The sequence below is a fragment of the Streptococcus sp. STC1396 genome, assembly GCF_058933875.1.
In genome coordinates, this window is the sequence record NZ_JBZYCU010000009.1 from 49,697 (window position 1) to 64,764 (window position 15,068).

Sequence of the window (15,068 nt, forward strand, 5' to 3'; positions counted from 1 at the left end):
ATCCTTACCCTCCATTTTTCTCGTCTTCCTTGACTTTTTCATCTTTTGACTCAATTTCAAACAAGTTTAACCCTAGTTTGATCGCAATTGCTGCATGCAGTACATCTTCTTTAATAGCGAAACTTTCATTATCATTTTTGAACGATGTCACATACTCAAACAAAGTGGTTTCTGTAATGTCTGTGTTTTCTTTCTTCAATACTTCCAAAATCATAACAGGGAGCTTGGTGCGATCTTCTTTGGCATTTTTTGATGCAGCCGAGTAGTAGGCGACTGCTGCAGGGAGACTTCCCATAGTAACCGCCGCTCCAAAAGAAGCGATATATCCTCGAAACTCATTTGGAATTGGCTCCGAAAGCTCCTTTTCAATCATCTCAACAGCAATAGGAAGCAACCGATTAATTCTGTTCTTATCCATTATTTGCTCCTTCTTCATTTTCTGAAATCACTTTAATAAACTTGCAAAGTCCGTAACCTACGGAAGCATTTGCGCCAAACTGGATGATTTTTCCTCTCACCGACTCTGTAAACACATCTAAAAAGCTATCTGACTTACTGGTTGAAGACACCACTGCAAAATAGAAAATCGATTTGTGGGGCACAACTTCCTCATACCACAAATTAGTTTGTTCTCCGACACTATTTCGAGCAATGACTGGTAAACCATATTTTTCGTAGCAAGAATTATCTGCGTCCAGAGTTATCTTCTCATCGACACCTTTTATATCTTCTATTGAAACAGATTCTAACTGAAAATTTTCAATCATTTGCTTAAAATCTTCACAGGCTGTTTTCGGAGCATGTATTGAATAAGGCTTATCCCCACCACTTATCGAACGAATTGGCAGGGCTAGTAGATTCGCACTAAGAAATTTTAGTGCTCCTGAAGTAGTAACCTTACTATTTTCCGAACCGAATATTTCATTAATCTTCGATAACTTATTTTCTTCAAAGAAGGACCTCAGAGCACCTTTAACGCCTGAGGAGTTAATCGTCGGAAATCCCGTTACAACATCTCGCTCCACTTCGTTATCAATGATGTTAAAATTAACATCTCCATTGCCCACATGCAAATTTGTTAAACATTCAATGACAAAAATTTTTGCTTTCATTTTTTACTCCTTACTTCCTGTAATCTTATAAATAGTATTATAGCCTGCTGGCTCTAAACCAGTTTTTACCGAAATAGCATTATCACCATAAAAGATGCTCCCTGCCTTATAAAGAAGGCTAGTTCCTTGTAAATCAAGTCCTTTTAGACGATTTTTACTAAGGTCTGTATGAAGCTGGCGAACTAATTTTTCCTCTAAAATTGCAAAGCTTTGAACATCATCTACCAGGCACACATCTGATAAGCAGTATTGCCAAGTCTGACCTTGTCGAGTATGCTTCTGGAAATGCTCTGTGATTTTACTTTCTAAATTATTTTCCGATTCTTCTACAGAAACCTTGAAGAGGGTCCCTTTCTGTCCCATAGGAACAATACTGTCTTTCAATGTAATATCACCATTAACCTTTACATAGACAGCAAACTCGTAGCCCTTATGTAGCTGATGTACCTCTCGCTTAAATAGACGGTCAGCATCAAAATTTTTGATTAGTTTTTCTAATTCTTCTTGAAAGTGATTTTTTTTCTTTTTGTTGTGCTTTTCTAACAAATCCATAAAATCATTTATAAAATCGGTTAAACTAAGATTGCTGTTCCTATCTAAATTAGAAACCTTTTGTTTCATAGCGTTATTCACAAATGACTCACATAAATCTCGAATATTTATCTTAAGGTTCTGCAGATCCTTCTGCGTAACACGCCTTACACCAGTCGCTACCTTAGTCATAAAAATATCTTCGATTGCTTCTAAATGACCTGTATTAATATTGTAATAGCCATTTCCATACCCTTCTTTAGGATTATATTCCTTAGATTTAGGAAGAGCGATTTCACCAAAACTAGTCGATTTTTTAATTTTTTCTAGTATCATTGGTGCAAACTGTTCAATCCCCTCTTTCCCTTGCTTATTGTTAAACGGATTTGGTATGACGATTTCCTCACTATTTTTACGCAGAAAGATGGGAGAGATTTTTTCTAATTTTCCAAAGTCTCCTACACCTCCATTTAGAGAAAAGCTCTTCTTTCCGATTAGTTTTTCCATCTTATCCCGCGTAACGTCATCATACCGAAAATCCTGCTTCAGCGGGATCCCATTACTGACTAAGATAAGATAGCGTATCATCCCAAAGACCGTAGACTGCTCAGGAACGCTATTAGTACGGATAAAATAGGGAGCATATTCATCCTTCGAATAGTTATTTCTACCGACAAAACTAAAGTGTCTGTCTGAACCAAAAGAATAGTCTCCCAGCGGTTTAAAAGTCACAAGATATTCTGTCATCACTTACCTCCCTGCCAAAATTTCACCAAAAATAAAATAGCCTGTAACTCTTTAGTATAGAATTCCCCTATACTTATGTTTCGTTTTGTACAAACCCCATCAACCTTTCCTTTCGTATTTGGCTTATATTGATACTCTTTCAAATAGTTATAATAGAAAAATTTAGCTATTTCGTTAAGATAACTATGATAAGACAACTGGTTTGGATTGTTAAAGTTATTCAAAAACCTCATTTTATATTTTTGAAAGTTAAATTCATTCTGTGCGGTCTTCTCAAACAACAACCTAAAAATAATTTCTGTATCCTGCAGACTATAGAGGACAGATTCTAGTGCTTGATCGTTCGTAGTTGCTCGATAGTTTATCAGATGATCAATGACATCCAACTTCTCGTTTTCTATCATCAATTGAACGGTTTTTCCGCTGTGTTTTACCAACTCTATCCCTAGACGATTACCTCCACTGATTTTACTACCATTCGGACGTTTACCGTAACTTTCTTTAGCCTTATAAAGTTGGACTCTAGCTCTTTCCAGCGCTTCATATAGAGGATATTTGACATACTGAACAGCAACACCAAAAGACAAGCTGACATTGATGCCATTATCTGGTAGATTTATTTTTTTCAAGGTTTTTTTGAACATTTCGTCCAATTCACTACATAAGGAAAAAATAGAATGAACAGGAGCAATAAATAGTAAATCATCCCCACCAGCATAAATAGTCATCCCGCCATAATCTCCGACAAGCTTAGCCGCTTTACCAGCATAGTCTAAACAAGCCCTCGAAAAACTGTTTATCCTATCAGATTGTTCAGAAATATCTACATCTCTACATAAAGATTTCAAAAGAGTTCCGACCTTATCTCCATCTGAATTGACGACTGCATAGTATTCGCTTCTGGTCGGTGCTACCTCACCATCAGGGACCTCTTCAGAAGAGTTTTCCTCTTTCTTTCGAGATAGAGCTATATCTTCTATTGATTTCAATTCAGAAGCGTGGTCTGAGTAGCTTGTAAGCAACTGGCTATTTAGCTTGGTATCTGTAAATAGCTCACTTCCTTTAATATAGCAATTCCGATTGTCTTTCTTGCCTGCAAAGAATGGAGCAAATAGATTCTTATCTGTTCTTCCCTTACCCGCAGCCATCAGCTCCAGTGCATCCAAAGCATCATTCAGTATAATAGCTATATTGTTTCCATCATCACCTTCTTTTTCTCTTTTTTCTATAATTCCATTCATGGTTTTTTCATCAAGAATAACAAAATCAATTCTCAGATAATTGTTAATAAAATTCTCAATCTGCCCTGAATTAAACACTCCGAATTTCCCAGCCATTTCCTTCTTCACTGCTGAAATTATACTCGGTAATTCTCCCTCAATTACTGTATTATCATCAACTAAAAACAAAATCCGATCATGGTAACGACCAATACCATCTTCTTGTGGGTTTTGATTACTATTAGAGTCATAAAACGGTGAAAAAATCTTAACAGTTGGAATCTCAACAAGTTCTTCACAGAGCTTCTTTGTCACCGTTGAGAAAAAATAACTACCAAACCACAAACCTGCCGGAGAGATCGCCTCTCCAATAGTTTTAAAAATCGGACCGATTGTAATACCTACGTATTTCATTTATTCATCTCCTTTGATATGTTATTTAACTATTTTTGGACCTTTGATTTTACCTCGATTTTCGTTATAGTATTCAACAGCCTTATCTAGAAAATCTTCTAAACAAAAGTCATTTGATGCTGGGGTATCTAATTTTAGTTTCTCTGGCTTTGATTTTGGCTGAATACCATGAGCGTGCCCCCTTTTTTTATCAAGTTCATAGGTAAATACAAATTCTTTTTCCCATATCCGCTCATCAATTTTTTTAGGAATAATATAAACAATATTATTAATCACCTTAAATGTTAAAGGAGAAGGAAAACGTTCGATAGTTTCACCAGCATGTGAAATTTTAATATTCACATCAACTGCACCACCATTTTGCCTTCTTTGATCCTTAAAAGCAAAGGAAGAAGATAGACCAAGCAATGCTCTAACGTAACACTCTTTATGGCTATTAATTGGGGGGCCCTGTTTTACTTTGTTTTGCTTTGAAGCGTATGGATGATCTATTATTTTTGTTTTCAAAGCAGCTTTTTCATTTTTTATTTCCTTGTCACTCATATATTTAAACAAAAAGCCTTTTATATATTCTTTATGATTAATCCCTCCTTTAATAATCTTATAGAAGTTTTCAATAATCCGAAAAATCTTTTTTATTGCTTTAAACTTAGCTAACTTTTCAACTAGCTTATTACAATCTATCTTATATAATGTTTTTAAGCCAAACTCTTCCATTAAGATTTTTTCAATATTTTCTTGCTCAACCTGATCATTTTTCTCAGGATCCATTTCGTGATCAATTATAGTAAAACTACCATATCCTTTTCCTTGCGCAGCTCCAAAATTTGTCACTATGAAAAAGTTTTTGATATGCTTAACTATCAATTTTTGAAGAATAGGATCAAAACAAGTAATGACTATTCTTGGATTAGTTATGACCATTCTTTTTTGGTCCTTAGCATAATAGAGAGGGATATCAACATCTTCATCTTCTTTGTTTTTGTCTATAACCTCTTTCTTTTTTGCTATAAACTTCATCTTATAAGGTAACAGTTCATAGGTTGCAAGTTCCTCAGGTTCCTTCGTCCAAAGATATTTATCAAATTTCGGCTTCACTTCACTAGCCCTAAGAGTAGCTCCTTTAGCATTAGTACTAGGCTGGAAATGAATAATTGGCGCATAACATTTTAATCCAAGCTCTAACTTACAATTTCTAAATTCCATATCCACTCTATCCTCCTATTCTTCAATCACAAACATTCCGAATCCCATCGAATTCTTCTCACCAAGCCCAACTTGATAGAGGAAATCCAACACCTCCGCATCTCCTCTTATCTCAAATTCTCCTTTCCAACCCGTTATGAGATAGTCTTTGTATTTGGTAACAAATTTATTTTTTAAAGAAAAATTTATCGGCTCCATATCAAATCTACCTGTCGGTACTTTATGATAATAAGATTGATATTTTCTCTCAAAATTCTCCATGATTCTGCTCTTAAATTCCGTATCAAACGGATTGTAATACAATGTTTTTTTGGTGTCAGCATCTGTAGAACGAACCACCAAGGGAGAAATCATCCGAATCTTATAAGAAGTCCCCGTCAATTTCTTCTGTTCAATTTTTACATTTAAAATTTTTACAAGGTTTCGACCAATTCGCAATTCATCTAGATTTGACAAGGACTCTGCAATAGTGAATAAAATGGATTGATCAATCGTTCTAATTTCAAAACGCACCTTATCAAGAAACTCTATTCGTTTTCCTTGCATTTTATACTGACCTTGCAACAATGAAAATGTAAACAACTTAAAATGTTTATCCTCTAACGGATAGCCCCTCTCATGAAGTTGCGCAGACAAGTCTTCCTTATTTTTCAATAAATTATAAATCATCGATTGAAGGAGGTAATTATAGTTCACCGGCAAGATAAACTGATCTATTTTTTGCAGTTCAATCAATAATTGCATCCTAGTTTCCTCCTTAAATGAATATATGTTTGTCCTATAGTATTGATATTACACAAAAATGGAAACGCTGTCAATTTATAACATTAAAGTTTATTAGTTTTTATAAACCATAAGGTTACTCCCCTTCAAGTCTCAAAAATCAATAAATCAATCTCCAATCTTGGTATAAAAAAATTTATCTAAAAATGCAAAAACACCCCCACAATATTTAGTGGGGGTGCTTATGGGGAAATTTCAAAAGAAACATCCCATTTTTTGAATCACCTTAACTCAACGAAAAGGCTTTAAAACTAGGGTTTCAGTCCTAAGCAATCGCTAAACGATTATTTAAGAGTAACTGAAGCTCCTGCTTCTTCCAATTTAGCTTTGATTTCTTCAGCTTCTGCAGTTGCAACGCCTTCTTTAACAAGTGCTGGTGCACCGTCAACAAGCGCTTTAGCTTCTTTAAGTCCAAGACCAGTGATTTCACGTACAGCTTTGATAACGCCGACTTTCTTGTCGCCTGCTGCTGTCAATTCAACGTCAAATGAATCTTTAGCAGCTTCTTCAGCACCACCAGCAGCAGCTACAGCTACAGGAGCAGCCGCAGTTACACCAAATTCTTCTTCGATAGCTTTTACAAGGTCGTTCAATTCAAGAATTGAAGCTTCTTTAATTTCAGCAATAATGTTTTCAATGTTCAATGCCATTGTTAATTTCCTCCAAATAAGTTTTAAATTTATAATAGTTTTTTTCGTAGCTAGGCTACGCTGCGTAGCTTAAGATTAAGCTGCGTCTTCTTTGCTTTCTGCAACTGCTTTGACAGCAAGTGCAACGTTGCGAACTGGCGCTTGAAGTACAGAAAGGAGCATAGAAAGAAGTCCTTCGCGGTTTGGAAGAGTTGCAAGTGCAATAATCTCTTCTTTTGATGCGACAGCACCTTCGATAGCACCACCTTTAATTTCAAGTGCATCTGCGTTCTTAGAAAAATCGTTCAAGATTTTCGCTGGTGCGATAACATCTTCGTTAGAAAATGCTACTGCAGATGGTCCAACAAAAACTGATGCCAACTCTTCAAGTCCAGCTTTTTCAGCTGCACGACGTAAGATTGAGTTTTTAATTACTTTGTACTCAACTTCGCTTCCACGAAGCTCACGACGAAGAACGGTATCTTGATCAACTGTCAAACCACGAGCGTCAACAACGACGATTGATGCAGCAGCTTTCATCTTTTCAGCTACTACGTCAACTAATTCCGCTTTTTTAGCAATAATTGCTTCACTCATTTAGTGTTTCACCTCCGTAATTATTTTGCTTGGGGAATTTTTCCAAAAGAAAAACGCGCCCAAACCTAGACACGAAAGTACAATACGCTTCTTTTACATGATACGTTTTGTCCTCGGTAGGATCTTTATGAGTCGAGCTCCCCTACTGTCTTAGGCAGTTTTTTCAAACCATTAATAATGATAGCACAGATAAAAAAAGATTGCAAGTCTTTTGTGCAATCTTTTTAATTTTTTTATAGAATTATTGCAACACCAAGCTGCAGATTAATCTACATAATGTTCTTCTTTTTTATTGAACCAAGCATATGGCAGACCGATCAGAAGACCACCACCTATCAAGTTCCCTACGAAGGTCACAGCCCAGTGACGCAGGATATTTCCAATACCAAAATTTGCCACCTCTGATGCAGCTGAGCTAAACTTCACGATAGCAAAAGAAGCAAAGTTGGCTGCCAAGTGTTCGTTGGTTAAGAATACAAACATATAAATGGCTGAAATAACCAAGAAAAGCTTGGCTGTACTATCCTTGACTAAGACAAAGGAAAGAATAGCAATATTAACAAAGACATTGGCCAATATGCCCTCAAGTAAAACAAGTTCATTGGAGCGAGCAAGCTTCATCTGCACAACACCAGCAATGAAACTGTCCTTGCTAAGTCCTGCATAAGCCGCCGAATTGGCAAAGAGCCAACCAGCAATCAGAGCCCCAATCAGGTTAAAGAAGGTACAATAGAACAAAATAATCAGCGCTTTTTTCCAATCAATCTTCTTTAGGAAAGTACCAGCTGTCAGAAACATCATATTAGAAGTCACCAGTTCGGCATTTAGAAAGACGATATAGGCCAAGCCCCAAGCGAAGATAAAGGGAAAAAGAAAGCGTCCAGTTCCTGGGACAATCTTATTTGTCAGGTCTGCTGCAATAGCTCCTGCTCCTGTACTAAAAGTTAGAAAGGCTCCCGCAAAGATAGAGCGAACAGCATACTTACCCTTGTTTGTATCGAACAAGCCTTCTTTCTTGCGACAAGCTGCTTCTAGTTTTGGAATAAATGTCGATTCGACCATAAAAATTTCTCCTCTTAATTAAACTATGTACAGTATATCACAAAGTCTTGTCTTTCGAAAGCGTTTTCTGTAAGTTTTTTCTAAAAATGAAATTGGACATCAACATTTTCAATTTCGTAGAACACTTGCTAGCTGCTTGATATCTTCTGGCCGTGTTCGACAACAACCACCAAATAGCTGAACTCCCTGCTCTCGCCAGAGTTTGCTGTTTTCCAGCAAGTTCTTCTCCTGTTTAGAATTATCATGCCAAGTATTGGTCACACCATTATAAATTTCTCCAGAATTTGGATAGGTCAACAAAGGTTTATCGCATACTTGTCGAATTTTCTCTAATAAGGGAGCAATCAAATGCGGAGCTGTACAGTTAAAACCGACCGCCAACACTTGCGAGCTAAATTGAGCCAAGAGCCCTACTTCTTTGATAGGCGTCCCATCTGAGATAGCTGATTCAGTTTGAGCGGTAAAGGACAGATAGGCCTCCGCCTGCGGAAATTCTTCTGCTAAGAGTCGGACGATTGCTGTCGCTTCTGCCCCATTTGGAATAGTTTCAATAGCTAACAAATCACTTCCTGCTTCTAACAAAGCTTGAATGCGCGGACGATGAAAATCACGGAATTCTGCCTCACTCAGCTGATAGTTTCCCGTGTATTCTGAACCGTCAGCTAGATAAGCAGCATAAGGCCCTACCGAGCCTGCCACCAGAGGATAGGAGCGCTGCTTCTGCTCATCTAACGATAAACCCTGCCAGACATTTTTGATAGCAGTCTGCACTAAAAAGACCGTCTCTTTGAGAAATTCATAAGCCTTTTCTGGACTCAGCCCAGCCTCGACAAAAGATGGAATACTAGCCTGATAACTGGAAGTGGTGATGATGTCACTGCCAGCCCGAACATAAGCCTCATGCAAGTCTTGAATAATCTGAGGATTATCCAACAGATACTTAGCTGACCAGAGCTTGCCTGAAACGTCATAGCCTCGACTTTCCATCTCTGTTCCCAAGGCTCCGTCCAAGATAATCATTTCTTGCTTTTCAAGTAAAACTTTAAATTTTCCCATTTCTTTCTCCTAAAACGTTCGCTGACGAAAGTAGTGATAAATAAAGTTATGTAACCCTGTACCTTATCTTGATTTATATCGAAATTCGCTTATTTAGACAATATTCGTGAAATAAAACAGCCCAACTCATTTCATCAGAGTCAGGCTGTTCCCGTATGTCTCACTCCGTTTTAAGAAATGAGTATCCTATTAATTGTACTTACTTGCCCAAGCAATATCAACATCTAAAACTTCTTGTGAGGTGTATTGTTGTCGATAAGGGTTGTAAACCATGCCATCAAATCCATATTGGAAACTGGGAGTGTCAAAACGAGTTAAATCGTATTTTTCAATAATAGCATTTAATTTCAGATTATAGCTACTGTCTGTTGCGTAGACGCCAGTCAGCGCAGCTGTTGCATCTTGATAGGTTGGAGCATTACTCTTCCAAGCCCCAGCAAAATGATTTTGTTTTAAAACGTAAGCATAATCTTGAAGTGATTCCGCATAACTAGGATAAGAACGAAATTCATCATGGATAACGCTAGCATTTCCCTGACCATCATCTTCCCATGTCTGCATCGTTGCAGACTGACCTGCATATTGCCCTTTAATGCCAAATAGATTGTAGTGCGGTGCATCAGATAAACCTGATTGACCAGATCCACTCTCCAAAATAGCTTGAGCAATCATCACAGAGGCATATAAATCATTGTCTTGTGCCAACTGTCTCGCTGGCTCACCAATTTGTGAAATGAAATAATCCGTTTGACTCATCGGCTGTTGTCCGTTATCATCATAAGCACTTGCTGGGTTGATGCGGCTTACCAGAACAAAACCAACAGTAATGGTTGAAACTAGCACAAAGATATTAGTAAGAAGTTTTTTTCCTCTTTTAGACAATCTTCTCTTTTTCATCATTTTCTCCTAAATTATTGTTTCTAGACTTCATTATTGTACCATATTATATGATTAAAAAGTGCTATTGGAAAGTTACAAGTTTGTAACATTTTACAAAAAGAAATCTAGTTCTAAAATGAACCAGACTTCTTTTAAATTTTCGCTAAAATAGCATCCCAAGCTTCATCCAAACCAGCTTTATTGACCGATGAAAAGATGATAAAATCATCACTCTTATCAAAGTTCAACTTTTTCTTGATAGCACTTTCATGCTTATTCCACTTACCGCGCGGAATCTTATCCGCCTTGGTTGCTACGACAATGACTGGAATTTCATAATATTTGAGAAACTCGTACATCTGAACATCATCTGCACTAGGGTCATGACGCAAGTCTACTAAGCTCACGACGGCTCTTAGATTATCACGGCTAGTCAGATATTCCTCGATCATCTTGCCCCACTTAGCCCGCTCACTCTTAGAAACCTTAGCATAGCCATAACCAGGTACATCCACAAAACGCAACTTGCCATCGATGTCGAAAAAATTTAGCAATTGCGTTTTACCAGGTTTTCCCGATGTCCGAGCTAGATTTTTGCGGTTAAGCAGTGTATTGATAAAGCTGGATTTTCCGACATTGGAGCGACCAGCCAGAGCAATTTCAGGAATATTATCTTGAGGATAGTGTGATTTATTGGCTGCGCTCAGCAAAATCTCAGCATTGTGTGTATTGATTTCCATAAGCACCTCGTTAGGCAGTTTCCAGAATCGGCTTGTCTGTTCCATCTACTGCTGCTTTGGTAATACGGACCAGTTTGACATTTTCCTGACTCGGAACTTCAAACATGACGTCCATCATGGTTTCTTCGATGATTGAGCGGAGTCCGCGGGCACCTGTCTTGCGTTCGATCGCTTTATTTGCAATCTCTTGAAGGGCATCCTCGTCAAATTCCAATTTGACATCATCATAAGAGAGAAGGGCTTGATACTGCTTGACAAGAGCATTCTTTGGTTCACTTAAAATTCGAACTAAATCGTCAACAGTCAACTGCTCCAAAGCTGCAAATACTGGCAAGCGACCAATCAACTCAGGAATCAGCCCAAATTTTTGGATATCTTCGGCAATGATTTCCTGCATATAGGAACCGCCTTCGTCAATAGCACGATTATTTTGGCCAAAACCGATAATCTTCTCACCAAGACGTTGTTTGACAATTTCTTCGATACCGTCAAAAGCACCGCCAACAATGAAAAGAATATTCTTGGTATCAACTTGAATCATTTCTTGCTGTGGATGCTTGCGGCCACCTTGAGGAGGCACACTGGCTACTGTTCCTTCGATAATCTTCAGCAAGGCCTGCTGAACACCTTCACCTGAAACATCACGGGTAATAGAAACATTCTCGCTCTTCTTGGCAATTTTATCAATTTCATCCACATAGATAATACCGCGTTCTGCCCGCTCAATATTAAAGTCCGCCGCCTGTAAGAGCTTGAGCAGGATATTCTCCACATCTTCACCAACATAGCCAGCCTCAGTCAAGGCTGTCGCATCCGCGATAGCAAAAGGAACATTGAGACTGCGTGCCAAGGTCTGAGCCAGGAAGGTTTTACCAGATCCAGTCGGACCAATCATGAGGATATTGGATTTTTGCAGCTCCACATCATCCTCTTCACGGCTGTCATGAAAATTAATTCGCTTATAGTGGTTGTAAACAGCAACAGCCAAAGCTCGCTTGGCCCGATCTTGACCAATCACATAGTGGTTCAAAATATTGAGCAATTCTTGCGGTTTTGGTACTTCAGAAAGATCAGCCAAGACTTCTTCAGCTAATTCTTCTCGGATAATTTCCTGCGCCAACTCGACACATTCATTACAAATAAAGGCATTGTTGCCTGCGATGATTTTTTGGACTTCGTCCTGATTCTTTCCGCAGAAAGAACAATACACCATCATCTCATTATTACGATTTGTAGGCATTTTCTACTCCAATTCTAAATTTCTATTTCATTATTCTCATACATCTTAAAAGAGGGTCATATAAAAAGCATGGATGGAATTGACCAGATTAGTAAAAGCATTTAACAAAAATAGAACGGCTAAACCATAACGTTTTTTACGAAAAGTCTGTAGAGAACAAATCAGACAAATCACACATAAAAAGGCCGTAAAAAAACCAAAAACACTTCGCTCCATTCTTACGAGTCCTTTCTTTGATATTTTTTAACAGTAAAGTCATAAATATTTTTTTCGTCTTTTGGATAAAATTCGCTGCTGACTTCTCGATAAAGAGACCAGTCAAAACTCTGTGGAAAATAGGTGTCCCCATCCAACTTGGCAACAATCTGAGTCTGAATCAATTCGTCCAAATAAGGTTCAAAAGCTGCTATAATCTGAGCGCCGCCGATCACATAGAGATTCTTATCCTGATGCTGGTACCAGTCCAGCACATCTTCAATAGTGTTAAAAACCAAGGCGTTTTCATCATCTATTTTATAATCTTGATTATTAGTCAAAATAATACTGGTCCTATTCGGCAAGAGGCGACGGTTCAGTCCGTCAAAGGTCACTCGCCCCATCAAAATAGCATGACCAGTTGTCGTTCTTTTGAAATGCTGGAGCTCAGCCGGCAGATGCCAAGGCATGACTTGATCTTTTCCGATAAGACCAGCCTCTGCCTGAGCCCAAATGGCAATAATTTTCTTTGTCATTATCCCATCCTTCTAATTGGTAATTCCATTCTATCAAATTTTGCAGAAAAAGGCTTTTTTCAACTATGCTTTTCGGAAAAATATCATTCCTTCATTCAGACAAAAGATTGGCCTGTTTTTTCCCAAAGAAATCAAATCGCCAAATCAAACTTGAGCTGAGGTTTGACCGGATCATAGTCTAAGAGCTCAAAGTCCTCTGCCTTGATATCAAAGAAATTGGTTCCGTCTGGCACATTTAAAACGAGTCGAGGCTGACAGTCGCTAGGATCCCGACGCAATAGCTCTTCCGCCTGCTCGAACTGATTATCATAGATATGCAGGTTGTTGACAAAGTAAAAGAACTTGCCGACTTTCCAACCGAAATGCTTGGCAATCATCATCTGCAGAGCCACATATTGCATCGCGTTGATATGGTGGGCAACCAGCATATCATTTGAGCGCTGGGTCAGAGTCGCATCCAGATAAATGTCTCCATCTACACGCCGAACGTCAAACATGGTCTGAAAAGCGCATGGTAGTAGGCCTTCTGTTTCTTCGAAAGCTTCATAATCCCAGAGAGAGATGATATTGCGGCGGTTCCAAGGATTAGCCTCCAGCTGTTGGAGGATTTTATTGATAATATCGTGCTTCTTGACAACGGCTCCGTAGCGCTGACCAATGGTGCCCGTATCGCCAACTTCCCAGTCATTCCAATAGTGAACATTGTACTTATCATTAAGTAGTTCCAGACTATTAGACTGGTCTTGATAGATCCAGAGCACTTCCTTGATGGCGGACTTGATAGCAATCGGACGCAGAGTTGTGATTGGGAACTCGCCCTTGCTCAAATCGTATTCTGCAAAAGAACCTGTGATATACTTGGAGTTAGCCACATTTCCGTCCTTATAACGCGGACGGGCATTTTCAGAAAAAACTCCTTCTTCTAAAATCCTGCTAATATTTTCTTTAAAAATCGTATCTGCTTTGGTCATGATGTCTCCTGAATCGTTAAACTTTCTTTAGTATAGCAGATTTTTCAAAAAAATTCTCCTGCCAAGTTTGGCAGGAGAATAAATGCATGATACTTACAAATTATTGTAAAACTAAAGAAGCTGCTCCAATCACGCCGGCATCATTTCCAAGCGTTGCCAGAGCCAATTTGGTTGAAGTACGCACTTGCGGGAAGCTGTTTTCTTCATAAACTTTGCGGACACCCTCAAGCAAAAACTCTCCAGCTGCAGATACACCACCACCGATAACGATTGTTGAAGGATTTAGGATAGAGCCGATGTTGGCACAGGCAATTCCCAGATAGCGCGCGAAATTGCGATAAACAATCAAGGCCAGCTCATCGCCTTCCTTGGCTAAGTCAAATACAATTTTAGCGTTGACATCTTCACCGTTATCAATCAGTTTTTTCAACTCAGCATTGCCAGCATATTCATCCGCATAACGACGAGTCAGATTGACAATTCCAGTCGCAGATGCAACAGTCTCTAGGCAGCCCTTCTTGCCACAGGTACATTGAATCGGCTGATCAAAGTCCACTGTGATGTGACCAAGCTCTCCTGCTGCTCCAGCAAGTCCGTGCAAGAGCTTTCCTTCGGCAACGATTCCACCACCGACACCGGTTCCCAGTGTCATGAAGACAACATCTGGCTGATTGTCGCCAGCTCCCATCCAACGCTCACCAAGGGCGGCAACATTGGCATCATTGTCAATGAAGAATGGAATGCCTGTTGCTTTTTCGATTTTCTCTTTCACCGGCTGCAAAGTCTTCCAGTTGAGATTGTAAGCACCGATTACCGTCCCATTTTCACGGTCAACAACACCAGGCGATCCCATCCCAATCCCCATAAAATTCTCAGCTGACAAGTTCAAGAGTCCCAAACGATGTTGAATAGACTCAATCATCTCATCCACAATATGGCTTCCTTCATCTAAGATATTGGTTTTAATAGACCACTTTTCTTGGATTTCGCCTTCCTGCGTCAAAATAGCAAACTTAATGGAAGTTCCTCCCAAATCAATTCCGATAATTTTTTTTGACATGATATTCTCCTCTGTATTATTTTCTACTTAATTATAGCAGATTTTTTTAGTGATGAAAAGGTTTGCATGGTATTTTTTGCTTTTTGATGA

Annotated in this window: 16 protein-coding genes and 1 other annotated feature; all 16 genes read right to left on the reverse strand. The window is 38.6% G+C overall.

All coding sequences use genetic code 11. The annotated features are described in order from the left end of the window. Window positions 1-4: 4 nt before the first annotated feature. The 16 genes from AC5FEC_RS04525 to AC5FEC_RS04600 all read right to left on the reverse strand — a co-directional run bounded on the left by AC5FEC_RS04525 (window position 5) and on the right by AC5FEC_RS04600 (window position 14,978). Window positions 5-418, reverse strand: coding sequence for a type III-B CRISPR module-associated protein Cmr5 (locus tag AC5FEC_RS04525; protein ID WP_493661431.1), 414 nt, complete (start codon window positions 416-418; stop codon window positions 5-7). Beyond that, window positions 411-1,112, reverse strand: coding sequence for an RAMP superfamily CRISPR-associated protein (locus AC5FEC_RS04530; protein ID WP_493661432.1), 702 nt, complete (start codon window positions 1,110-1,112; stop codon window positions 411-413). The genes AC5FEC_RS04525 and AC5FEC_RS04530 overlap by 8 nt, the downstream gene beginning before the upstream one ends. A gap of 3 nt (window positions 1,113-1,115) precedes the next feature. Beyond that, complete coding sequence (locus AC5FEC_RS04535) at window positions 1,116-2,390, reverse strand: hypothetical protein (RefSeq protein ID WP_493661433.1); 1,275 nt, start codon at window positions 2,388-2,390, stop codon at window positions 1,116-1,118. After that, entirely contained in the window at window positions 2,390-4,024 is a 1,635-nt protein-coding gene (cas10, locus tag AC5FEC_RS04540) for a type III-B CRISPR-associated protein Cas10/Cmr2 (protein ID WP_493661434.1), read from the reverse strand. Before cas10 ends, AC5FEC_RS04535 begins: the two co-directional genes overlap by 1 nt. Before the next feature lie 21 nt (window positions 4,025-4,045). Then, complete coding sequence (locus AC5FEC_RS04545; RefSeq protein WP_493661443.1) at window positions 4,046-5,230, reverse strand: hypothetical protein; 1,185 nt, start codon at window positions 5,228-5,230, stop codon at window positions 4,046-4,048. Between the two features lie 15 nt (window positions 5,231-5,245). Next, a complete protein-coding gene (gene cas6 / locus AC5FEC_RS04550) occupies window positions 5,246-5,974 on the reverse strand; it encodes a CRISPR-associated endoribonuclease Cas6 (RefSeq protein WP_493661435.1) in 729 nt (242 codons plus the stop codon). Between the two features lie 323 nt (window positions 5,975-6,297). After that, window positions 6,298-6,663 carry a 50S ribosomal protein L7/L12 gene (rplL, locus tag AC5FEC_RS04555; RefSeq protein ID WP_037617729.1) on the reverse strand — a complete coding sequence of 122 codons (366 nt, stop codon included), beginning with the start codon at window positions 6,661-6,663 and terminating at the stop codon, window positions 6,298-6,300. 75 nt (window positions 6,664-6,738) lie between these two features. Continuing rightward, window positions 6,739-7,239, reverse strand: coding sequence for a 50S ribosomal protein L10 (rplJ, locus tag AC5FEC_RS04560; protein ID WP_037617727.1), 501 nt, complete (start codon window positions 7,237-7,239; stop codon window positions 6,739-6,741). 38 nt (window positions 7,240-7,277) lie between these two features. After that, window positions 7,278-7,412: a sequence feature (ribosomal protein L10 leader region), on the reverse strand. A 91-nt stretch (window positions 7,413-7,503) separates the two neighbouring features. Beyond that, the gene (locus AC5FEC_RS04565) at window positions 7,504-8,301 is read right to left on the reverse strand and encodes a formate/nitrite transporter family protein (protein ID WP_062199285.1); all 798 of its coding nucleotides are present in this window, start codon (window positions 8,299-8,301) and stop codon (window positions 7,504-7,506) included. Between the two features lie 108 nt (window positions 8,302-8,409). Beyond that, entirely contained in the window at window positions 8,410-9,357 is a 948-nt protein-coding gene (gene mmuM, locus AC5FEC_RS04570) for a homocysteine S-methyltransferase (RefSeq protein WP_493661436.1), read from the reverse strand. Window positions 9,358-9,546: 189 nt separating this feature from the next. Continuing rightward, window positions 9,547-10,254 carry a glucosaminidase domain-containing protein gene (locus AC5FEC_RS04575; protein ID WP_493661437.1) on the reverse strand — a complete coding sequence of 236 codons (708 nt, stop codon included), beginning with the start codon at window positions 10,252-10,254 and terminating at the stop codon, window positions 9,547-9,549. Window positions 10,255-10,388: 134 nt separating this feature from the next. After that, window positions 10,389-10,976: a ribosome biogenesis GTP-binding protein YihA/YsxC gene (gene yihA, locus AC5FEC_RS04580; protein ID WP_304948059.1), complete on the reverse strand. Its 588-nt coding sequence runs from the start codon at window positions 10,974-10,976 to the stop codon at window positions 10,389-10,391. Between the two features lie 10 nt (window positions 10,977-10,986). Beyond that, entirely contained in the window at window positions 10,987-12,216 is a 1,230-nt protein-coding gene (clpX, locus tag AC5FEC_RS04585) for an ATP-dependent Clp protease ATP-binding subunit ClpX (protein ID WP_037617718.1), read from the reverse strand. Between the two features lie 218 nt (window positions 12,217-12,434). Further along, window positions 12,435-12,947, reverse strand: coding sequence for a dihydrofolate reductase (locus AC5FEC_RS04590; protein WP_493661438.1), 513 nt, complete (start codon window positions 12,945-12,947; stop codon window positions 12,435-12,437). A gap of 131 nt (window positions 12,948-13,078) precedes the next feature. Further along, window positions 13,079-13,918 carry a thymidylate synthase gene (locus AC5FEC_RS04595; RefSeq protein ID WP_493661439.1) on the reverse strand — a complete coding sequence of 280 codons (840 nt, stop codon included), beginning with the start codon at window positions 13,916-13,918 and terminating at the stop codon, window positions 13,079-13,081. A 100-nt stretch (window positions 13,919-14,018) separates the two neighbouring features. After that, complete coding sequence (locus AC5FEC_RS04600; RefSeq protein ID WP_037617711.1) at window positions 14,019-14,978, reverse strand: ROK family glucokinase; 960 nt, start codon at window positions 14,976-14,978, stop codon at window positions 14,019-14,021. Window positions 14,979-15,068 lie beyond the last annotated feature (90 nt).

Excerpts from the sequence above, each read along its gene's own strand:
- cas6 (WP_493661435.1), bottom strand. The coding sequence starts at position 5,974 with ATGCAATTATTGATTGAACTGCAAAAAATAGATCAGTTTATCTTGCCG.
- AC5FEC_RS04535 (WP_493661433.1), bottom strand. The coding sequence starts at position 2,390 with ATGACAGAATATCTTGTGACTTTTAAACCGCTGGGAGACTATTCTTTT.
- AC5FEC_RS04575 (WP_493661437.1), bottom strand. The coding sequence starts at position 10,254 with ATGAAAAAGAGAAGATTGTCTAAAAGAGGAAAAAAACTTCTTACTAAT.
- AC5FEC_RS04600 (WP_037617711.1), bottom strand. The coding sequence starts at position 14,978 with ATGTCAAAAAAAATTATCGGAATTGATTTGGGAGGAACTTCCATTAAG.
- yihA (WP_304948059.1), bottom strand. The coding sequence starts at position 10,976 with ATGGAAATCAATACACACAATGCTGAGATTTTGCTGAGCGCAGCCAAT.
- AC5FEC_RS04595 (WP_493661439.1), bottom strand. The coding sequence starts at position 13,918 with ATGACCAAAGCAGATACGATTTTTAAAGAAAATATTAGCAGGATTTTA.
- AC5FEC_RS04530 (WP_493661432.1), bottom strand. The coding sequence starts at position 1,112 with ATGAAAGCAAAAATTTTTGTCATTGAATGTTTAACAAATTTGCATGTG.
- clpX (WP_037617718.1), bottom strand. The coding sequence starts at position 12,216 with ATGCCTACAAATCGTAATAATGAGATGATGGTGTATTGTTCTTTCTGC.
- AC5FEC_RS04545 (WP_493661443.1), bottom strand. The coding sequence starts at position 5,230 with ATGGAATTTAGAAATTGTAAGTTAGAGCTTGGATTAAAATGTTATGCG.
- rplJ (WP_037617727.1), bottom strand. The coding sequence starts at position 7,239 with ATGAGTGAAGCAATTATTGCTAAAAAAGCGGAATTAGTTGACGTAGTA.
- mmuM (WP_493661436.1), bottom strand. The coding sequence starts at position 9,357 with ATGGGAAAATTTAAAGTTTTACTTGAAAAGCAAGAAATGATTATCTTG.
- rplL (WP_037617729.1), bottom strand. The coding sequence starts at position 6,663 with ATGGCATTGAACATTGAAAACATTATTGCTGAAATTAAAGAAGCTTCA.
- AC5FEC_RS04590 (WP_493661438.1), bottom strand. The coding sequence starts at position 12,947 with ATGACAAAGAAAATTATTGCCATTTGGGCTCAGGCAGAGGCTGGTCTT.
- cas10 (WP_493661434.1), bottom strand. The coding sequence starts at position 4,024 with ATGAAATACGTAGGTATTACAATCGGTCCGATTTTTAAAACTATTGGA.
- AC5FEC_RS04565 (WP_062199285.1), bottom strand. The coding sequence starts at position 8,301 with ATGGTCGAATCGACATTTATTCCAAAACTAGAAGCAGCTTGTCGCAAG.
- AC5FEC_RS04525 (WP_493661431.1), bottom strand. The coding sequence starts at position 418 with ATGGATAAGAACAGAATTAATCGGTTGCTTCCTATTGCTGTTGAGATG.